This window comes from Maribacter sp. (genome assembly GCA_020629415.1).
Lineage (GTDB): Bacteria > Bacteroidota > Bacteroidia > Flavobacteriales > Flavobacteriaceae > Maribacter > Maribacter huludaoensis.
In genome coordinates, this window is sequence record JAHDDL010000049.1 from 1 (window position 1) to 22,185 (window position 22,185).

17 protein-coding genes are annotated in these 22,185 nt (G+C 36.0%); 6 read left to right on the plus strand and 11 right to left on the minus strand.

Annotation, left to right across the window (positions count from 1 at the left end):
* The 6 genes from QZ657_RS15245 to QZ657_RS15270 all read right to left on the minus strand — a co-directional run.
* The coding region (locus tag QZ657_RS15245) for a helix-turn-helix domain-containing protein (protein ID WP_291967964.1) at positions 1 to 749 on the minus strand (749 nt) is incomplete at its 3' end.
* Position 750: 1 nt separating this feature from the next.
* A complete protein-coding gene (locus QZ657_RS15250; RefSeq protein ID WP_091608227.1) occupies positions 751 to 1,263 on the minus strand; it encodes a hypothetical protein in 513 nt (170 codons plus the stop codon).
* 26 nt (positions 1,264 to 1,289) lie between these two features.
* The gene (locus QZ657_RS15255; RefSeq protein ID WP_291967966.1) at positions 1,290 to 2,240 is read right to left on the minus strand and encodes an SDR family oxidoreductase; all 951 of its coding nucleotides are present in this window, start codon (positions 2,238 to 2,240) and stop codon (positions 1,290 to 1,292) included.
* Between the two features lie 193 nt (positions 2,241 to 2,433).
* Positions 2,434 to 2,637: a hypothetical protein gene (locus QZ657_RS15260; RefSeq protein ID WP_291967968.1), complete on the minus strand. Its 204-nt coding sequence runs from the start codon at positions 2,635 to 2,637 to the stop codon at positions 2,434 to 2,436.
* Between the two features lie 60 nt (positions 2,638 to 2,697).
* Complete coding sequence (locus tag QZ657_RS15265) at positions 2,698 to 2,991, minus strand: Bor family protein (protein ID WP_276493310.1); 294 nt, start codon at positions 2,989 to 2,991, stop codon at positions 2,698 to 2,700.
* A gap of 595 nt (positions 2,992 to 3,586) precedes the next feature.
* Positions 3,587 to 4,420 (minus strand): hypothetical protein, encoded by an 834-nt coding sequence (locus QZ657_RS15270; protein ID WP_291967973.1) that lies wholly within the window; start codon positions 4,418 to 4,420, stop codon positions 3,587 to 3,589.
* 833 nt (positions 4,421 to 5,253) lie between these two features.
* Between QZ657_RS15270 and QZ657_RS15275 the strand changes: the two genes are divergently transcribed.
* The 3 genes from QZ657_RS15275 to QZ657_RS15285 are packed head-to-tail and all read left to right on the plus strand — an operon-like array spanning position 5,254 to position 11,691.
* On the plus strand, positions 5,254 to 8,343 hold the full coding sequence (locus tag QZ657_RS15275) for a SusC/RagA family TonB-linked outer membrane protein (RefSeq protein WP_276470727.1): 3,090 nt from the start codon (positions 5,254 to 5,256) through the stop codon (positions 8,341 to 8,343).
* 10 nt (positions 8,344 to 8,353) lie between these two features.
* Complete coding sequence (locus QZ657_RS15280; protein ID WP_291967975.1) at positions 8,354 to 10,081, plus strand: RagB/SusD family nutrient uptake outer membrane protein; 1,728 nt, start codon at positions 8,354 to 8,356, stop codon at positions 10,079 to 10,081.
* An 11-nt stretch (positions 10,082 to 10,092) separates the two neighbouring features.
* The gene (locus QZ657_RS15285; RefSeq protein WP_291962491.1) at positions 10,093 to 11,691 is read left to right on the plus strand and encodes a hypothetical protein; all 1,599 of its coding nucleotides are present in this window, start codon (positions 10,093 to 10,095) and stop codon (positions 11,689 to 11,691) included.
* A gap of 392 nt (positions 11,692 to 12,083) precedes the next feature.
* Here the strand turns inward: QZ657_RS15285 and QZ657_RS15290 are convergent, their stop codons facing one another.
* Positions 12,084 to 13,667, minus strand: a complete 1,584-nt coding sequence (locus QZ657_RS15290; protein WP_291963477.1) for a tetratricopeptide repeat protein — start codon at positions 13,665 to 13,667, stop codon at positions 12,084 to 12,086.
* A gap of 523 nt (positions 13,668 to 14,190) precedes the next feature.
* On the opposite strand from QZ657_RS15290, the gene QZ657_RS15295 reads away from it, so the two are divergent.
* Positions 14,191 to 15,408 carry a glycoside hydrolase family 117 protein gene (locus QZ657_RS15295; RefSeq protein WP_291967977.1) on the plus strand — a complete coding sequence of 406 codons (1,218 nt, stop codon included), beginning with the start codon at positions 14,191 to 14,193 and terminating at the stop codon, positions 15,406 to 15,408.
* 462 nt (positions 15,409 to 15,870) lie between these two features.
* On the opposite strand, the gene QZ657_RS15300 is transcribed toward QZ657_RS15295, so the two are convergent.
* Together QZ657_RS15300 and QZ657_RS15305 are read right to left on the minus strand one after the other, a co-directional pair.
* Positions 15,871 to 16,869 (minus strand): family 16 glycosylhydrolase, encoded by a 999-nt coding sequence (locus QZ657_RS15300; protein ID WP_291967979.1) that lies wholly within the window; start codon positions 16,867 to 16,869, stop codon positions 15,871 to 15,873.
* Between the two features lie 29 nt (positions 16,870 to 16,898).
* Positions 16,899 to 17,798: a DUF1080 domain-containing protein gene (locus tag QZ657_RS15305; protein WP_291963479.1), complete on the minus strand. Its 900-nt coding sequence runs from the start codon at positions 17,796 to 17,798 to the stop codon at positions 16,899 to 16,901.
* 305 nt (positions 17,799 to 18,103) lie between these two features.
* Between QZ657_RS15305 and QZ657_RS15310 the strand changes: the two genes are divergently transcribed.
* Positions 18,104 to 18,655 carry a VOC family protein gene (locus QZ657_RS15310; protein WP_291967981.1) on the plus strand — a complete coding sequence of 184 codons (552 nt, stop codon included), beginning with the start codon at positions 18,104 to 18,106 and terminating at the stop codon, positions 18,653 to 18,655.
* 247 nt (positions 18,656 to 18,902) lie between these two features.
* Here the strand turns inward: QZ657_RS15310 and QZ657_RS15315 are convergent, their stop codons facing one another.
* Positions 18,903 to 19,637, minus strand: coding sequence for a flavodoxin family protein (locus tag QZ657_RS15315; RefSeq protein ID WP_291967983.1), 735 nt, complete (start codon positions 19,635 to 19,637; stop codon positions 18,903 to 18,905).
* 378 nt (positions 19,638 to 20,015) lie between these two features.
* On the opposite strand from QZ657_RS15315, the gene QZ657_RS15320 reads away from it, so the two are divergent.
* On the plus strand, positions 20,016 to 21,056 hold the full coding sequence (locus QZ657_RS15320; protein ID WP_291967984.1) for a succinylglutamate desuccinylase/aspartoacylase family protein: 1,041 nt from the start codon (positions 20,016 to 20,018) through the stop codon (positions 21,054 to 21,056).
* Between the two features lie 158 nt (positions 21,057 to 21,214).
* On the opposite strand, the gene QZ657_RS15325 is transcribed toward QZ657_RS15320, so the two are convergent.
* Positions 21,215 to 21,943: a hypothetical protein gene (locus QZ657_RS15325; protein WP_291967986.1), complete on the minus strand. Its 729-nt coding sequence runs from the start codon at positions 21,941 to 21,943 to the stop codon at positions 21,215 to 21,217.
* Positions 21,944 to 22,185 lie beyond the last annotated feature (242 nt).

A 22,185-nucleotide genomic window follows, 5' to 3' on the forward strand; every position in this document is an offset into this window, starting at 1 on the left:
AACAACTGCAAATGTTCCGTGGTGGTCTTACCGGTCTCCTTTTTTAAGGTATCGCTTAGATAACGTTGCGAAATAGCCATTTTATCGGCAATCTGTTCTATGCTAGGAATACCATTTTCCTGTAGCTGACCAGATTCTACGTACTCCAACAACTGCGTATTAAACTGTTCTAACAAATTTGTAGAAAGTTCTTTTCTGTTTAAAAATTGACGCTCATAAAATCGATTGGCGTATTTCAGCAGAGTGCTCAATTGAGATACAATAATGTCCTTACTGAACTCGTCTTGATTGTTTTGATATTCAATTTCAATATTCTCGACAATGGATTCTATCTGCTTTTCTTCCTTTGGTGAAAGGTGCAATGCCTCATTGACCGAGTACGAAAAGAAACCATATTTTTTGATCTGATGCGCCAACTCCGTTCCTTTTAAAAAGTCCTCGTGAAAGCTGATCGAAAACCCTTTTTGTTCAAATACCGCTGCCTCGTTCCATTGCAACACCTGCCTTGGTGCAATAAAAAATAGCGCTCCGTTATTGAAATCGTATGTTGTTCGGCCATAGTTTAAATCGCCCTGTACAAACTTCTTAAAACTAATGGTATAACAATCGTTGGTAATGGGCGGAGAACTTTCTTTGGGGCAAGGTAAAAAACCATCTCCCGATGCCGAAAATACACTCAACATAGGATGTTCCGGACCAGGTAGTTCCAAATACGCTATATAGGACGATAATGTTTTAAAATGCTGCATACTACTTGTTCATTTCTTTAGCTGCCAATTGTAATTGTTTATTATACCCATCTATTCTGGCATGGGCGGTACCGTCTACCAATAAAATAACCGTCAACATGGCTATGGTGGTAATCATACTAGCTCTCCAAACCGGTGTGCTTACAAACAACAGTACTATGGCACAAGCTATGATTATAATGGGTATCGCCTTAAAGACAATAGTATCATATTCTTTTAAGGTAGCTTCGGCGCGTTCCAATTCTGATGCTACAAACGCAGGTGCATCTGTTTGGTAGGCTTTTTCAAATTGGGGAATTCTTGATTTATTGGTAAAAAACAACCCAACACCAATGATTAAAAGTAAACTGCCCGCTACCAATGTAGGAATAATATACGCTCTAGCGATATCTGTTTTACCCAATTGCCAAAACCCCAAGCTTGCCACTAAAAAAGCCAGACCGAACAGCATGAAGAACGGAGTTGAAAATAGTTCTGCCTTTGCCCAATCTGTTGCCGCTTTTAATATATCCATGTCTCTTATTTTGATCGTTAACTAATTTACAAATTCCAAGTTACACCAGTTTCCTTTTCTGAAAGCTCCCACAGTTTTTCCATGACGGGTTTGTCCTTGGCATGAGGTTCTAATTTGCATTCCCCAACCGGACCTGTCCAATAATTTTTACCCGTTGGTCCGTAAAAACCAGATTGGTCCAAATCTGGCTCAGTGGCACACATGATTTCTGGGTATGCTCCTTTCTCTGCAGATTGTACCATGGGCGTTAATTTCATGATCTGCCAAATAAATCTTGTGAACAAGCTACCGCTGGTCTTGATCAATGATGTTGAAGAGGCTCCCGGGTGGCATGCGTATGACTTCACACCTGTTTTGCCCGCCGCCTTAAGTCTATCTTGCAATTCATAAACGGTCATGATCTGCGCCAATTTACTTTGACTGTACACGCCGTTTGGGCTGTAGTTCTTGTCCCAGTTCATATCATTGAACTGTATGGTCTTTATGCCCAAATTGTAGCCCATACTGCCCACGGTCACTATTCGTCCTTTTGATTCTTCTATACGTGGGTACAGCAAAGCCTGTAATAAGAAATTACCGTAATGGTTTACCCCTAACTGACTTTCAAAACCATCTTCCGTAAATGTTTGTTTGGGTACTTGCGCAATGGCGGCATTGCACATTAGGGCATCTATTTGTGGAACGGTTTTCAAAATTTCATCTGCAGCTTTCCTAACCGATGCCAATGATGCCAAATCCATTTCTATATTGCTTACCGGTATGGCATTGCCAAGTTCTTGTTTTAAGGTTGACAACGTATCGGCAGCCTTTTTGGGGTTACGGTTTAGCATCACCACCTTAGCTCCTTTTTTCCATAGTATTCTTGCCGCCTCAAAACCAGTACCACTGGTTGTACCGGTAATTAGAAATGTTTTGCCTTTAAGGCTTTTGATTCTATCTGGGGTCCACCCTTTTTTACCAAATTGTGTTGTACTCATATCGCCTATTTTTTAAATGTCTAAAAGAATAGGACAAAGGTATGTGAGAAGATGCCGTTAGGACTTACACACATTTTCGAATGTTGTGTACTTTTTGGTGGGGATTAGTTTGTTCGGGTGATAGTGGGATGATAACTAAAAAGGATTTTTTAGCTATAGTAATAAATACATATGATTGAAGGGAATCTGTCTACTAGGAAATCTCTTTAGGGCGTATCACCTCTTTTCTAAAAATAAAAGCAATGGCAACGAAAAAGAAGAACAATATTATTTTACCGGCCAAGTAACCAAAACCATATTCGGTAAGTCTGCTAAAGTCAGAAATTAAAATACTCGCAATATTGATCAACATAAAAAATGAGACAACCGCGGCAATGTATAAGATGATTTTCTTCATGATAACGTAAATCATAAAAACAGAGGTTGCCGTATAGCAACCCCCATTTTTGTAAAATAATTATTTAGTAACTGTCGTAGTAGTTGGTGTATAAATACCAAAAGTAAGAGCAGAAACCAAACCATTAACAAATGTTTGTTTTGTAGTAACTGTGTAGTTTTCTGCACCACCGGCCATAGCCTTAGAATCAGAAACACCTACAGGAGCCAAACCGTAAACCACGTAATGGTTCCATTCAGTTTTTTGGCTGTTACCTTGAGCACCACTACCTACAACACTTGTGTAAGAATAGCAAGAAGTTAATAAAATTGATGAAGCAAAAGCTATTGCCATCATTTTCATTGAATTTTTCATTCTTTAAAATTTAAAATTAAACATTTATATAATACTCATTTTGAGCCTTGACAATGAAGTATTTACATAGTATTTCATAAATTTTATTGGGGGAACAAAACTATTTGTACCTACTTATATAAAAGCGAAAGTTAAGTATTTCACGTGGATAGATTCTTACAATAGAACGTAAGTTTTTATGCAAAAAAGACAGGGGAAATTAAGTGATTGATGCTTAGCTGATTGGAAGATATTTATATTTAATATAATATTCTAAGAAGATTGATGGATTTAGAAAACTGATCTTCCTCTAGTAGCACTGAAAATATTAAATACCTTCAATTTTATATAGCTCATCTCCTGGAATCAGATCTTTTTTATGTTCACAAGTCCAGATAACTTTTCCAACATAGAAACTTTGAAACTCTATGGTAAGTGTAGTGCAGTGGCAAGGAAACTTTTCGTTTCCATCTGCGCACGATGCTAAAGCGTATTGTTTAGTTTTTTCTTGTTCAAAGCTCAATCCCAAAGATTTCGCGGCATTATAAATGTACACAGACCTATCGATCTAGTCCAAAACTCCGCTGTATGTTCAGGCATTTTCACCAAATGTTTTTTATTTCAAATCTTCATTTATTGCAATTAACATTAATCCTTCAAGAGTATACCTTCTATAAAATTTCATAAAAGCCATAAAGAAAATGTATGACATTAATGACAATAACGATAGAATAATAATGATCGTTAAATTACCTAGTTTAGAAAAATGGGTGAATATTATATACCAAAATGAAATTATTGTTATCAAAGTTAATGTTCTTAAAAAACCATAAAGAACCACATAATTGACCATTTTAAATTGATGATTTTTGGAATGTTCAAAAGTATAATGTGTAATAATTCGATGAAAGTCAAAATCTCTAACTTTTATATCATCATATCCATTTAATTGTCCTTCCGCTAGTCGATTAAATAAATTTTGTCCTTTTAATGTAATTAAGTCAATTAGAAATTTATCCAATTTTCTGGTATAGAAATTTTTAAAGGCTAAAACTTCTCCAAGAATTAAATCAAGAACAGTTACTGGAAATATAATTAGGATTAAGCAAATCCGCCAAACTATACCTCGTTTACTTTTGGTAGCCCAAAAACCAGAGTATTCAAATCCAAGTAAGTATTTTGAAGGGTAATTATATTTCCAATTTGCATAACGTTCAATTGTAATAGAAGATATAAAGTTTAGTAAATGACCGAGAGAATAACTGATTATTATAAAAAATAGGACCTTATCTAATTGAAAGTCACTGTTCTTTTCTATAAAGTTTTTTAATTCGAAATTCTCCGATAGATTTTCAACATAATCTATAAAGAGAATTAAATAAAATAATAATGCGCCTGGAATAAAATAACCAAGAAAATCATAAAGAGAAAATGGATTTTGTCTTATCATATTATTATTTAAAATGTTTGGTAATAATTGTATAAAGTAACAAGTTACTTTACACCTAAATATTAAATTATATAATAACATTCCAAAACAGCAGGGGGAAGTAATGTTTTAGAACCAGACCAACAAGGTAGTATTTTTCTTCCATGGAAAATTACGGTAACCCGTAAAAGAAGAAAGAAAAAATACAGGGCATGGAAGTAAAAAATGGTAAAAAATACTACACATTTTATGCTTTACACAACCGTAAACTTCTAAGTAATAACACCCTATTTACCATTATACCGTTCTGAACAAACTTCTAGAACTTGTACAGGTATCGTAGATTTTTTTAGAGTACTTGAGCATTAATTTCTGCAATCCGGACATCAGATTAAAAAACCAACGTAAATTTTGCCATAGAAATAAAAAGCGCCAATAGTTGACCAAAACTTATATTTTGCATCACATATAACACCTGAACAAAATCTGAACATACTATCTATACCCACCATCATTTAATGATTTTTTAATGCCGCCAAACCAATGGAAAACTACTGAAATAGCTTTGCTCACCGCAATTTCAACTTGGATAAACCATCAACAAACACTGAAATTCCAACATTTTAAGAATTCTCAAAAATTTCCCCTACAACTATTCTAAATTCTTGAATGAAACTTGACCGTTTACCAAAAATTGTAAAACGGTGTCTAGTTTTTATTGAGGGCGTTTTTTATCACCCCTTTTCATAATATGATAATTTCATAGCTGAATTTTTTTCGATAATTAAATTATTAATCTATTTAAATGACATTTTAATAGTGTCGTTCAAATTACAACTAGCTAACTCATCATTATGAAAGGACAAAAACCAAAATTTATGAAAATGAGTGCCTTTGTGCTCTACCTATTTTTAGGAATAGGTTGGGCTTACGCACAACAGACCGTTACAGGTGTGGTAACGGACCAACAAAACATGCCGTTGCCGGGTGTCTCCATAGTTGTTGAAGGATCAGGCAAGGGTGCCGTAACCGATTTTGATGGTAATTATACCATTAATGCCAACACAGGTGAAACCCTAGTGTTCTCTTACCTAGGTTTTAAAAGTGTAAAACAAGTAGTCTCCGCCAACACCAGCACCTTGAACTTGGCCTTGGAAGAAGATTCCCAACAATTAGAAGAGGTCGTTGTTGTAGGTTATGGTACACAGAAGAAGAAAGAAGTTACCGGTGCGGTTGCAAAAGTAGATTCTGACGAGCTTGTTAAAATACCTGTATCCGATATTGGAGCTGCCATTCAAGGTAAAGTTGCCGGGGTAAACATACAAGCGGCAAGTGGCCGTCCAGGGGAAGCCGCAAACGTACAAATTCGTGGATTGGTTTCCTTGAACGGTGGAGAACCGCTATACGTGGTAGATAACATACCCCAAGAAGGAAATCCGAATCTTGCTCCTGAACAAATTGAGTCTATAGACATCTTAAAGGATGGTGCCTCGGCATCGGTATACGGTGTGCGTGGTGCCGGTGGTGTAATCTTGATTACAACAAAACGTGGTAAAAAAGGTAAAATGAAGGTAGACGTAAATATGTTTACAGGTATCCAAAACATTACCTCTGGTACACCATTATCTAATACAACCGATTTTCTTTATGTTACGGAAACCAGTGCAGAAGCTGCGGGTGATGAGCCACTAACTTTTTTAATAGATGGCAACGTATTGGATTGGGATACCAACTTTGTTGATGAAGTACAAAACGATAACGCCGTAGTGCGAAATTTCAATGTAAACTTATCTGGTGGTGCCGAAAATTTAACGTACAACTACAATACTACTTTTTACGAACAAGAAGGGGTTTTGATCAATTCCGGTTTTGATCGTTTAACGAATAGACTTACCGGACAGTTTACCAAAGGGAAATTCAAAGCTTTTGCTTCCGCAAGTTTAACTACTGAAAATCGTGAGCAAGAACCTTGGAACATATTCGGTTTTGCTATTGGTAACGTACCCCACAGTGCACCTTTTAGCGTATTTCAACCTAATGGGGAAAACACCGTTCAGTTAAGTGTACAAAACGAAATATTTTATGGCTTTCTAGCGCGCCAGTTAGATAATATTGACGAAAGGGAAAACAAGAGCAATAGTATTGCCTTGAACTTGGAATACGAAATTTTAGATGGGTTAACCTACAAAGTCAATATTGGTCGTAATGAGAGTCAGTATTTTAGAAAGTTCTTTCAGCCTCAGTATTTAGCTTTGGATCGTAATGGGGAGTTAAGTTTATCCGCTTCAACACCCAATGCTATTCTACAATACAACCAATGGTTTTCTACAAGAGAAACCATTGAGCACATTTTAAACTATAAAAAATCTTTTGGAAAGCACAATTTAGATTTCTTGGCGGTTGCTTCTTATGAAAAGTACAAATTTAGAACCTTGAACACCGGTACCGTTTTTGCCGACGATGCTTCAAATGACGTGCAAGTACTTAACGCAGGGGCTAACCCAACTACACCAAGTGAATTTAGAAATGTAAACACCTTAGCCGGTAAACTAGGTAGGATCCAGTACAATTATGACAGTAAGTACCTTTTAAGTGCAAGTATTAGACGAGATGGTTCTTCTAAATTTGCTCCGGATAACAGAAATAATAACTTCTACGGTTTTTCGGCAGGTTGGAACGTAAGCGATGAAAATTGGTTTAACTCAAGTACTATAAACAATTTTAAAATTCGCGGTAGCTGGGCCCAAGTAGGTTTTAACGGTATTCCAGATTACTCTTACATACCTGTAATAGAACCTGGTGTAAATTACCCATTTGGCGCAGATGAAGATTTACAAAACGGTCTAGTACAACGTAGATTCCCTAATGTTAATGTACAATGGGAAACCCAAATTTCATCTAACATTGGTTTTGAGTTAGGCATGTTCAACAACAAGTTAAACCTTACGGCAGATGTCTATAGAAATGATAAGAAGGATATGTTAATTAATGAGTTATCCCCACCTTCAGCCGGTTTATGGCAACCACGTGCGCAAAGCGTTTATGGTGCCGTGGCGGTCAATGCCGGTAACATGCAGAATAAGGGTGTTGAGGTGGCCGCAAATTATAAGGGCAGCATAGGTGAAGATTTAACCTTTGGATTTTCAGGTACCTGGACACTTAACGATAATAAGATCACCAATTTAAATGGTAAAACACTTGGTGCTTCTGGCGGTACGCTTACCAATGCAGATGGTAGTACAGGTAATGACCCCACTACTTTTTTAAGCGTTGGTGACCCAGCGGGATCATTTTACTTGATCCAAAATGACGGTGTAATTAAAACTCAAGAAGAGTTGGAAGAGTACCAACAATTAGATCTAAGCGCAGTTAGTAGCCCACGACTAGGGGATATAAAATATATTGATGCCAACGGTGATGGTGCTATTAATGATAGTGACCGTGTATTCTCAGGTTCTGGTATTCCACAATGGGAGGCCGGTTTAAATTTTGACTTAGGTTATAAAGGCTGGGATTTTGGTGTACAAAGTTACTTGTCATATGGTGCAGAAATCTATAATGGTGGAAGGCAAATAGCTTTTGCCGGTGGACGCCATCAAGATCAAGTATTTCAATGGACACCTCAGAACCCTGATTCCGATATTCCTACTTTTAGACAAAGTGGTACCCACTCTAATGTTAGGGCATTTTCAGATTATTTCCTAGAAGATGGTACCTACCTACGTATCCGTAACATATCTATAGGATACACTATTCCAAACACACAGGATTTCGGCGTAGATAAAATAAGACTGTATTTAAATTCCGTAAACCCGTTTACGTTTACAAATTATACAGGATATGATCCAGAAGTGGGTGGCGATAACCTATTTCAAAGAGGTGTAGATAATGGTAATTACCCTATTACGCGCCAGTTTATAATGGGAGTTCAATTAAGTTTCTAAAAAAAAGACTATGAAATCAATAAAAAAAATAATTGTAAAAAGTTTTGTTCTTCTTACGCTAGTGGGTGTTAGTTGTAACGAAAACACATTTTTAGACGAACCAAATCCAAATGCGCTTACAGAAGCTAGCTTTTGGAAATCAGAGAGCCATTTTAATTCTGCACTTACATCAGTATATGGTGCGTTACAATACCGTTCTGTTAGTGGCTCTGAATTGGTACAGGAGTTTGTAATGTCAGATTTAGCTGGTACAGAACCTTGGTATAGACCGTTTCCGTTTAGAAATTTAACCTATACCAACGGTCAAAATCACTTATCGGAAAAATGGCAAGAGCTATATGTTGGTATTTTTAGGGCAAATACAATACTTACCCAGCTAAAAACAGTTGACGAGGACATTTTAGACGAGTCGACCAAAACTGAAATAGAAGCTCAAGCCCGCTTTTTAAGAGCATTCTTTTACTTTCAGCTTGTACATACCTATGGTGGTGCAATGATTCATGATGAGGTGGCACAATCTCTAGAAGAGTTAAGTAAAGAACTATCTTCTACGGCTGAAGTGAACGCACAAATAATTATTCCAGATTTGGAATTTGCAATGAGCAATTTACCTGAAACCTGGGAAAGTACCGCGTCAGGTAGAGCTACTTGGGGCGCTGCCACTTCACTTTTAGGCAAAGTATATCTTTATGATGAACAATGGCCGCAAGCTGCTAGTCTATTCAAAGAGGTCATAGATTCAGGTATCTATAGTTTAACCAGAAACATTGAAGATAACTTTACACATTTTAATGAGTTTAACGATGAATCTATTTTTGAGGTCAACTACTCTTTTGATTTAAATCCTGGAAATAGTGGTTTTGCAGAAGATGACACCACTACCGGTGGAGCAGGTGCAGAATCTACCACACTAAGTACAGAAGTTGGTCATATACAGTACGGTGCTTTTAATACCGTATTGGCTTCTTATAACCTTCATGAAATGTTGGTAAACGACGAAGTTGACCCTAATAATTCAATTAATGACGGTAACCTAGAGTCTCGTAGAATGAACTATACCATTGCTCCTAGAAACGGTGAAGGAGATTGGTACCTAGCACCTTTTTCAGAAGCAAAAGCTACCTGGGGCGGTGGACAAAGTGCGTATGTGAAAAAACACTCTAACTGGTATCATATGGACGGTGAGCCGGTACGTGGCCGTAGCGGTATCAATTTTAGACATATTCGTTATGCCGATGTTTTATTAATGTATGCAGAAGCCGTAATCAATGCCAACGGTGATTTTGCAACGGCTATTAGATATGTTGATATGGTAAGAAGTAGAGCCGGTGTTGTTACTTTACAGCAATATATGGACATGAACGGTGGTATGTTTCCACAGCTTCATGTTAGTAAACAAGTTCATGGCGATCAACCAATGGTTACCGCTAACGCGCAAACAGTTTTAACACATATTCAACGTGTGGAAAGAGCCATTGAGTTATGTTTTGAAGGACATCGTTATAAAGATTTGGTACGTTGGGGCATCGTAAAAGAAGTTTTTGATGATTTACGTGCCGATGAAATTTGGAGAGAAGAAAACCTAGACATTTCGGGACAAGGTGTAGCACCTTTATTTATTTCAGGAAGGGTAAGGCCAGATTTTAGTCAATCATCTCAAAACTACAAACCTGAAGAGCACAACTATTTCCCAATTCCTTCAGCTGAGGTATTAAACAATCCAAACTTTAACAACTAAAATTACTAGATATGAAAAAATGTAAGTTTTTAAGTATACTTTTTGTTTTCACCTTACTTCTAGTAAGTTGTGAAAAGCAAGAAGAGCTAAATTTAAATGACCCTAACCACAGAATTATCGTCACCTCTGAAATGGACTTTGAAAACAAAGTAATTGTTGGTGGAGACATTGATTTTGGTGACATTTCACGTGGTGTAGAATCTAGAACATGGACCTTACCTAGCAATGCACGTATTGTTGGGGAAAGTGGAACAACGTCATCTGAAAAAGTCGTTAAGGCGATATTCAATAAAGCAGGCGTTTATGATGTGGTGTTGAACCAAACATTCAAGGGTAATGTATACCCCAATGATGATAGTACAGCACCTATTGACTCTAGACAGTTGGATACCACTATTGTAGTAACCGTCATTGATTCTATACAATCGGTACTTAAAGCATTTAGAATAAACCCTGATGGCTCTACCGGTGCTGAAATCAACTTGGCAGATGGTGCTGAAAACGAATTGGAAGCCAGTAACTCTATCCGTTTATCTTATACGGCTATAGGAGAGCCTCAAAATGTATCATGGGCTTCCGATGGCGGTAAGCCAAATGCCATAACCATTAACGACGACTCTGCCGTTGACATGAGATTCAATAGATTGGGATCTTGGGATATTGAATATATTGCTTCTAGGTTTAGACCAACGGATGCAGATACCCTTTCTTTTGAGAAGGTAATAAAAGTGATTCCTTCTACTGCGCCCGTTACTTTGGATAGAGTGGCGGAAAGAAATGACAAGGTTACCCTAGAGTTTAGTAGAGAAATAGACGGTACTTCTATTAATGCCGGTGATTTTACAGTTAGAATAGAAAACAATAGAGATGAAATGAATCCTATAGTGCTTAATCCTACTGTTGTTTCTGCAACCTTAGATAAAGATGAAGCTACTATTGTTATTCTAGAATTAGATGGTGAACAGCTTTATAATGACGACCAAGTTTTTGTAAGTTATACTCCAGGAGCTTTAAGAACAGTTGATGAAGTAGAGTCTGAAGCTATTACAGATGCGCTATTAACAGAATTTGACGCTCTAGACAACCTTTATACTACCTCTTCTTATGATTACGGTTTTGAAACTACAAATGTTAGTAATTATGTTTATCAAGGATGGGGAGCACCTTGGGATGGATTCGATATAAGCATGGACTTATTGAATACCCATACAGGATCGCAAAGCCTTAAAGTTAATTTAAGACCTAATGGTGGTATGATCATTAGACCTGAGTCTGGAGGAAACCCAATTACTTTTACCATAGAAACTGGTAAAACATATGAATTTGGCTATTGGTTATATGTTGAAAGTGATATATCCAACCTACCGACCGGAACACAATCTGCAGATATTCAACTTTATGCAGATGACTGGGGCGGACCAGGTTTAATACCAACTACATTTACTTCTGATATGCCTACAGGCAAATGGATTTACCAAAAGCAAATATTCACAGCAGGTGCCGGTAGAGATATCTCATGGTTTATAAGAGGATACAACGAATTTCATGACAATAATCTTGTCTTCTATTTAGATGACTTTTTCTTGGCTGAAGTTCCCGTTAGGCCATAATTATAGCCTACGCCATAACTGGTGTATTTAATATTACAAAAGGGCAGCCTAAAATAGGCTGCCCTTTTTATTTGCCAATGTTTAGTCTCGTCATTATAGGTACGGTTTTAGAAAAACCAACAGCAATACGTTTGCACGTAAAAACTTCTTTCTGCCCTATTATTGTTTACGGTGAGAGGGCAAAACAACTAAATCTTAGTGAATACTACTTTTAACTTACCATATGAAACTACCGTTTGGCATTATACGTACCAAATTTCATAATCATAATAAATGACAATCATTTATACCTGCATATCCAAGACAGAAGTTTGGTTTTTTAATACCCATTTGATCATGTTATAAGCCTTGAACTTGACACAGTAATTGCTTAAAAGGAAATTGTACAATAATTAAATGGTAGCCATAAAATCTATAAGGTTTTCTCCTTTTTGCAGATTTAGCTTTTTACGAAGTCTATATCTTGATGTATGTACACTTTCAATAGTAATACCCAACAAAGACGACATTTCTTTACTGGAAAACCCTAGCTTTACCAAGGCGCACAATTTTAAATCGGTTTGGCCCAAATTTGGATATTTAGCCCTGATCTTCTCATAAAAACTTTCGTTAATAGAGGTAAACCTGGCTTCAAATTCTTTCCAGTTACCACCTGGGGTGTTTTGAAAGCCCTTCAGCATATTATGAATGACCTTTGTATCTACAGCATCACTCTTAGAGATATTCTGTTTTAATTTAGAAATGAATTCTTCTTTTTCGATCAACTGAAGGGCAGATGCCGTTAGCTCTCTATTTTTAAGCATCATTACCTCATTGGTCTTTTGTTTTTCAAGTTTATGTTTCCTCCTAAGATTTCTAAAAAACAGAACACCGTACAAAAACATAAAAATCACTACCACGCCCATTAAGATATTTTGTAAAAAACCAATTCTTTTCTGATCTTCTAGCTTCTCTATTTTTATCTCTTTTAGTAGTGCCTTTTCTTTCTCTTTTTGAAGTCTATATCTATCTTTTATTTCAAATAAATGCTTGTGGTTTATACTTTTTCTCCCAAATATGCTTTCATTTAACGCTTGTGCTTTGTCCTTATAAAAATAGGCTTCCTTAAAATTGTTCTGATCATAATATAACTTAGATAGCTCTTCATAATTGAACAGTTTGTAGCCCAAATGCTTGTTATACATTTCTGAAAACCTCAGCGATTCTTTATAATTTTTTATAGCCTGATCGTATTCTCCCCTAAACCTATATACCTCTCCCATTAAGAAATGAACCACCGTTAAATATGAAGGGTTTTTCTCTTCAAAAAATAGCTTGGTCTCGTTCAGTTTACTCAATGCTTTTTCATAATTACCTGCTACAGCATCAAAATACCCTTTTTCCGTTTCTACGTAATATGATTTTTTATTTGGACTGATCTTTTTTAATGACAGTTCACAACTATCCAAATATGTTTTTGCCATTACATAATTATGATTTACTCTGTAGCAGTTTACTATGGCAAAGTAGTTACTTACCAAATAATCCCTACTTATCTTTTTCTGCTCAACTAGTTTCTTCTTAAGCTCCAGCGACATATTAAAGTACCGTAAAGATTCTTCTTCCTTTCTATAGGCGGTATATAACCAACCCAGTTCTTGATAGATGCGTGCTTTGGAAATATCATCATTAGATTCATCGGCTAATATTAATGCCTCCCAATACCCATCATAAGACTTGCCGTAATCCAATACATTGTCATACAAACCGGACAATTGGCACATGCTATTGATTAAATTGATCGTATCCTTTTCTATTGAATAATGAACAATACCCTTTTTTAGATAATAGATGGCGCTATCCAAATTTTTAGCCGTAAGCTGGTTTGCCTTTTCTATATATTCGTTGGTACCATAAGGTTGTTGGGAGGTTACGGAAAAACAACATAGAAGTACCACTATACTGGCAATTTTTTGAAACGCTATACGTGTCTTCATATCATGATTAATATTAACTGAACAATTTTAAAAAACTAAACACTGTTGAAATTTGTACTGAACATATAACAAAGTGCCGCTCTGAAAATCAATATAGTATTTGCTCAGCTTAAATTCATGTAAAGTAGGGCTGTTTTTAAGAATGTTCAGTTTTTATTCATTAATAAATCGGAGTTTTTAGCCACATATAGTTAATATTTGTCAATATAATGATGGCATAATTAGTAATCCATTATGTAATCATTACTTTTTGCAAATCACAATAGACGCATTAAAATGCTAAAGTTGAGACTAAGTAAAGTGACGACCATTTTCGTTGAAACCCAAAAAATGACATAGACAGACTAGAAATATTAAAAACTGCATTAAAACATTTTAACAAAATTCGTGCGGTTTAATCCAACATATTAAAAGTTGCTAAGCGCAATTATCCTTTTAGAATGTGTAACCAATATTTAACTAATAGTAGTAAGCCTAGATGAAAGCTTATAATAAAATTCGTATAAATTAAACAACAAACACAATGATCAGTAAAACCAAAACAACCTTATATTCCTTTCTATTTTTTGCACTGTTTATCTTTCAATGCCAAGCTCAGGATACAACTTATGATCAAAAAATATTAGACTCTTTAGGCATAACCCAAGAACAGATAGACCATTTGGGCATTACAGATATAAACCACTTAAGCGCCGCTTCTAAAAGAGCATTAAAATGGCCTGTAGACCTGGGCAATGAATGGTTTATTCAATTTTCAGATTTAAAACCTCTAAAAGGTGACTTGGCATATGAAGAAGGTGTTGTGCGTAGAGATCCTAGTGCCGTTATAAAGGAAAATGGAAAATACTATGTATGGTACTCAAAAAGTACCGGGCCGACACAAGGGTTTGGTGGCGACGTTGAAAACGACAAGGTATTTCCATGGGACCGTTGTGACATTTGGTATGCAACTTCAGAAGACGGTGAAACTTGGAAAGAAGAAGGTTTGGCCGTTCCTAGAGGAAAAGCGGGAGCATATGATGACCGATCTGTTTTTACCGTAGAGATCATGAAATATGAAGACAAATATTATTTGAGCTACCAAACGGTTAAATCTCCTTATACGGTTCGTGTAAAAAACCAAATTGGCCTAGCTTGGTCCAACTCTCCGGACGGTCCTTGGACAAAAAGGAAAGAGCCTATCCTAAGCCCTGCCGATAATGGTATTTGGAAAGGTGAAGAACAAGATAGATTTGCGGTAGAGCGAAAAGGTGACTTTGATAGCCATAAGGTTCATGATCCTTGTATTATTCCTCTTAATGGTAAGTTTTATCTGTACTACAAAGGTGAACAAATGGGTGAGGAAATTACATTTGGCGGTAGACAAATACGCCATGGGCTTGCCATAGCGGATAAACCTGAAGGACCATATATAAAGTCTCCTTACAACCCAATTAGTAATAGTGGCCACGAAATTTGTGTTTGGCCATACAATGGCGGTGTAGCAGCTTTAATTACTACGGATGGACCAGAGAAAAACACTATTCAATGGGCACCAGACGGTATTAATTTTGAAATAATGTCCGTTATTCCAGGAGTTAGTGCGCATGCCATTGGTCTAAACAGATCTGCTGACAATGAAAAAGAACCTACCGAAATACTACGTTGGGGACTTTCTCATATATACAACAGCTGGGACTACCAAAGCATTATGAGCTTTACTTCTGAAAGAAAGACCCAACATAGGGCCAAAGGCGAGTAAAACAATAGTTGAGTTTGTTTTGATAAGGACGGTATGCCATAAAAAGCTACTGTCCTTTTTAATTTATTTACTATTCATGTGGGGTACATTACCAGGGAAAAAGACAAGATTGCCAAAAGCAAAATTTAAAGAAACGTGCAAAATATCTTAACGGCACCTCCTTAGACTAAAATTTTAAGTTTAGCTCCCATTAGATGTTTATGCTTGGCTGTCATAAAACACATAGGCAATACATTATAATACTTTCTTCATTTTCTAATTGCACAACTTTTTTTTAGGCTTACATTAGAAATGCAATTAAATACATGAGGTTATATTATAGCATTAATTAAAGAACCTATATTACTTAAAAGTATTTAAATAGAAAGAGGCATGGTAAATACCATGCCCCCTTTCCGTTTTAAACTAACAAACTGCTTCTTTATTTCATCTTTTAATGCTACGTGAATAATTGATGTATTACTACTTTGATTCAAGTTTCCAAGTACGTACCCAATCTACACGCATGGTATTTTTAGAATTGTCATTTAACTCTTCCTTTTGAGGTAAACCTCCTAAATAACACTCTTCAGATGTCCAAAGATCAAATATCAACTCTAATTCTCTTGTGAAATCTTGGTTAGTAGTAACAACACCTGCTGGCTCTCCATTTAAATAAAACTGAACCGTTCTGGCATCTTTCCACCAAGCACCAACAATATGGTAGGTTTCGTCCCAAGTTTTTCCTTTATTGGGATTGGCATCCGATAACATTCTAGTATCAAAATTATCTTCATGCCTTTCTGTAACACCTCTTTTAGCAATAAAATACTGTGAGTTCATTTGGGTAGGAAAATCCCATGGCGTCCATGGATAGTTACTCGGTTTCGTAGATTGATCACTACACTCAGGAGTAGGGTTTGCGTTGCTTTCCACAATATCTATCTCGTCCCTATCATTGATATCCCCATTGTTCAACCAAAATGTATTGAACGCCGAAATGCTGGAAGTTTTCATACTACACTCTGTATACATAGGATAACTTATTTTGGTTTTGGAATGTACCCTTGCCGTTTGAAACCATTGAGAACTGTTCTCATCTAAAGTGGCCTGTATGTTTAATTTGCCATCTACCACGCTAGAGTTTTCACTACGCATAGAAACCGGGGTGTTACCGTAATTCCAAAATGAATTGAACCACTTGTCCTCGTTCCACGTATCAAACTCATCTGACATGGCCTCTACTTTAACCCACTCCATTCCTTCTGGTGTTTCATCTACAACAGACACGAAAGAAGGTAGCTCAGGGTCCAGATCAGAAAGTTCAAAAGGTTCAATTTCATCAACATTGTCTTCTTCATTTTCCACTACTTGTTCTGGGTTTTCCGGATCTTTTACCATTTCCTCTTCATCACTAGAACTTGATGAACATGCAATAAATGCACTAATAATACTTAAAATTAGAAATACGTTGAATTTCATATGATGCTATATTAATTGTTTGATCTGTTTTAAAAAAGTGCCTTTTGCTGCTGTGTGAGCGAATCTATCTGCCTTATTTTGATGTCCTTAAAAAATAACTCTGCAGCTTCACTCTGTAATTGAATTTTTCCTTGGATCAGTGGTATTTCTTCGCCGTTTTCACCTATGTATCTTGAATCTTTTAAAATCATGACCACCTCTCCGTTTACAATATGTAGGCTTTTGCCTTCGTAACATATTAGATCTAGCGTATTCCACTCGTCATGGGGTTTTTCATAATTACCGCTTCGTAAACAATAATTGTTGTACTGACTACCCATACCAATAGGCAAATACTCTTGTGATTCATGTGCCAATGGATCTAAAACAGATTCTGGTTTGTATGCCCTAATATCCATTGCAGAATTAGCTTGACTCCAAAAATCTCCTGTATGCCCTTCCATTATCTGAAATTCTTGAGAAAGCATCCATGAACGCCAGTACTCAACAGCCATAGGTCCTACGGAGTGATATAATATTCCGGAATCCTTCAACAGATCCTTTCGGTAAGCCCATTTTTTATCTCCCCACTTGTACTTCAATTGAAAGTGATAGTTCCTGTACTCCTTTTTAGTTATCAGGCAACCGTAATATTCTCCCGTATTCTTGATAATGGTTTCTTCGCCCTCTTGTAAGGTTGAAAAAACCGTATAATCTTTATTGTTCAACCCAATTGGGGCAATTTCTTCACCATTTTCATCTAAGGGTACAGAACCATCATAACCTGGTTGATGTTGGTAACTTAAATAAGTATCCCACTGAGTTAGATCCTCATCTATTAATTCTTCCCATTCATATGTTTCTTCTAGATTTTTTTGTTCTTCATTTTTTACCTCTGAACAAGATATTACAAGGAAAAAAAGTGGTAAATAACGTATACAATGTTTCATATTACTTGTTGTTGATTAAGTTATATGCCTTGTAGATTGCCGGTCAATACAGAGACCCAATTCCTTTAAACAATAGGGTTTTATTGAACCTGCCAAAGCATGTGAGTATGGTAATTTTACAAAGAAATATTCACCAAAAGATAAGATTGCACGCGTAAAGCTTCATTGTTCAGTTTTTATTGAAGCTCTCTTGATTATGTTTAAGATTACCTATAACAAACATTGCAAATGTTCAGTTTTTGTTAAGCCATTTTGAGCTTAAGGTTCATTCATAATATCATAGTTTTAACAAAACGATATTTATTATGAAAGTTGATTATAACCACAGTACAAAAAACCATGAACTACAACGTCTTGTATTGAGAACTTGCTTTTTTATAGCATTTGTTTTTACAAGTACACATTACGGCTTTGCACAGACAGCTGATCCTTCACCTAGCACAATTGAAATTGTAGATTCTGAAAAAGCAAGGGTTACCGGTTTAAAGTACATTAGTGTACATGTATTGGAACTAGAGAAAACCCTTAAATTATATCGAGAAATATTAGGTTTTAAAATGGCTGATGCCGAAGTACTTCACGGACCGGGACTTGAAGGTATGTTAGTAATGAAACTTAAGGCAGATGATCTAACTATTGGACTATCCTTAACGGCTCCAGAATTTATAGACACCATTGGACCTATAGGAAACACCAACCATAACCACTTTATGCTAAAGGTAAACGATATAACACCAATTGGTGATATGCTGAAAGAAGAAGGCTACGAACTGGAAAACGAAAACTACGCTCGTGATAAATACACCTTTTTTGTAGGACCTAACGGAGAAATTATTGGACTTTCCGGTTGGGATTAATTTATATTGAAATGAATTCACTAGGTAAAATTTTCCTTTAATGGAAAACGGGAAATCTTAAGAGAAAAAGGTACGAGGTACGAGGTACGAAGATTGAAGTATTTAGTGATTAAGTGTTAGGAGAAAAAATAGTATTAAGTTTTGAGTACAAAGTATTAGGTAAGTTATCTTTAAAAGTAACATCTAAGTACTTCGTACTTAATACTTAATACTTGATACTTATTACTTACTACTATAAACTAAACCACTATCTATATTCCGGGTTTTCAAATTCCCAGCGTTTGCCATCGTCCCATTCGGTGCGGGAATTTCCGTAATTAGGGTAGCCTTTATTATCTTTCATCATTCTGGCTAAATGTAACAGATTATAGGTCATAAAGGTGGTGTTTCTGTTGGTGAAATCACTATCAAAACCTACAGGTTCTTTAAGGTCTTCGCCTTTCCATTTAGTATCGCCATAGCTTGGTCCGGGTCCTACTTTACCGATCCATCCACTATCTGCTTGCGGCGGAATAGAGTAGCCCACATGTTGCATGGAATATAAAATACCTATGGCGCAATGTTTAATACCATCTTCATTTCCGGTTATAATGCAGCCGCCTACTTTACCATAAAAAATATACTGACCCTTTTCATTGGTCTCACCACTCATGGCATACAAACGTTCAATAAGCTTTTGGGCTTCAGATGATTTTTCGCCCAACCAAATTGGTGTGCCAATAATTGTGATATCGGCATCTAAAATACGCTCGGCTATTTCTGGCCATTCATCAACATCCCAACCATGTTCTGTCATATCTGGATATACACCACTTGCCACTTGATGATCTATAAGCCTAACCTCATCTATTTTTACCTGTTCCTTGGTCATGATCGCTTTTGATACTTCCATCAATTTTTGGGTATGACTTTCCTGTGGCGATTTCTTTAGCGTACAATTAATATATATCACTTTTAAATCGCTGAAATCTGTCTTTTTCATATCCTATGTTTTATGGAATTTTATGGTGCTATGACCATGGGCAATTTCGGAATATTAGGATTAAGTTATGTGTCCGTTTACATATAAAATTATCCTATTACATTATAATTTACTGAACATCAATATGTTTTGAGCAGTTTTTCATCATGTTGGGTAGATGGCTCATTTATATACTATGTAGGGAGATAGGTAGAGAAATTTGACGTTTAAATACCTTGCGCTTAACCTCAATTAAAACGGCTCTTCTTAACTATATAGGGAGTTTTATCTTATTTTACCAGTATTTTTTAAGAGAGAAATATGGTTGTACAAGTAATTAAATAATGTCTTTTTAATATTTTGGTCTAGCCAAACACATCACATATAAATAAACGTATCATGCAAAAGCTATTCTTTACCCTTTTCTTGTTTTTATCCCTTTGCTCAGCAATAGCCCAAAACACTTTTAAAGATGTGTTCTCCAACGCTAAAAGACCATTAAAGGAAAACATACGCATAGCATTTCAAGACGCTAGAAACAACAAAACCTTCTTGCCCGTATCTATACTCCAGGGAAAAAATGAAGGACCGGTTTTTACCATTATTGCCGGAGTTCATGGATTTGAATATCCACCCATTGTTGGCGTACAAGAGCTCTTGAGAGAAATTGATGTTGACAAGTTGAACGGTACTTTAATTATTATACCCATTGCCAATACCGGCTCTTTTTTCTCCAGAACGTCTATCGTAAATCCGCATGATCAAGTGAATTTAAATGGTGCGTTTCCTGGAAAATCTACCGGTAGCGTTACGCAAAAAATAGCTGATTTTATAACAACGGACATCATACCTGCAAGTGATATTTTTATAGATATACATGGCGGCGGTGTCAATGAAGACCTGCTACCGTTTGCGCTTTTCTACGACAACCCCAATTATCCAGAACAGACTAAAAAGGCAAGGGAACTTACAGAGATTAGCGGATTCAAGTATATAGTTTCATACCCTTTTAATTTAAGGGACGATGAACCTGCTAAATACGTTTTTAAACAAGCTTCCCAAGATGGCAAAGTAGCCTTAAGCTTTGAAAGTGGCAAATTGGGCAATGTTCAGAAAGATGCCGTACGTTTCATAAAAAATGGAATCTATAATATGCTTGAACATTTGAACATGTACGATAACGGTTCTTACCCAAGTGCCAATCTTGTGCAACTCAACAATCAAACCTATTTAAGCGCTACCGAAACCGGAATTTTTTACAGTGATCTGAAAGCGGGAGATACGGTTAAAGAAGGTGATATTGTAGGCTACACCACAAATGAATTTGGGGAAAAACTTAAAGAGTACAAAGCACCTACGTCTGGTATTATTTTATATAAAATTTCAACCCCACCCGTCAATATTGATGATACCTTAATGTGTATAAGTAGGCGTTTGTAGTTGTTTTACATCGTTGATTTCAAGTAAGGTATGTTGAAAATATACCCGATACTGGGTTAGGTAGGAATAAAGTGTACAGACGGTAGATTGAAAAAAAAAAGCCTTCACAAATGTGAAGGCTTTTCTAATTCTTAACAATGTACTGAGCAACTTTATAGTTAATTTCTAATATAAACTGCTTCATTACCAGAGTAGTTTGTAAAATATAATAATCCATCTTGTTCTATCTGCATTACTAAATCTTGTGTGCTAGATTGGCTTACCGGGTAGTTATCTGGACTAGGTTCTATTGCAACTAATTCCATATGACCACTTCCTAGTAATTTAAAGTGCAATTGATAAGCTACTCCTTCATACGTTTCATATGAAGTGGCCGTATATTCTTTGTTGATGGACAAAAACACTTTATGCGTTCTTTCTTCATTGTCATTATTGATATTTTCATAAGATAGAAATGACCAATTACCGACAAACCTTCTATTATCCGTCATGTACACCGTAGAATAAGATTCATTTGTAGAAGTTGGAGAAAACTTTATAACATTTGAAGCATCTACGTCTATATCCATTACTTCCCAATTACTTAATACCTTATCTTCTGTATAAATATCTACATAATAACTCTTATCCTCTAAATCTTCTGAAATTGAAATTTTACCAGAAGCATCTACTTTTCCAGAAAACATCGTATTTGCCTCATTGAAATAATCCTCTTTAGAGTCGTATACCGCTACCTTAAAATCAGTGTAGTCATAAGCATTTGAATATTCATCAACTTGACTTAGGTCTAATTGAATGTTTACTACGTTTAACTGTTCTTCTGCATCATTACTGGAACAACTGAATAAACATACAATGGACAGGCAAGTGAAAATAATTTTCTTCATTTTAATGATTTTCTTTTGGGGGTTTTATATATCATCAATAATCGTGTTATAATAAGATTTTATTACTCATGATATTGTATATCTAAAAGAAATGGTAAAATGGATTAAGGCAAATTTCTTGTGTAGACTAGTGTTTTGTAAAGGCATTTTAAACCTTGTTAAACACTATGTGGAGACTACCGGACCGGAACCGGTGACCTTCCCGAAGGCTTTCGGGACGCTCTGTTCCTTTACTATCTAAT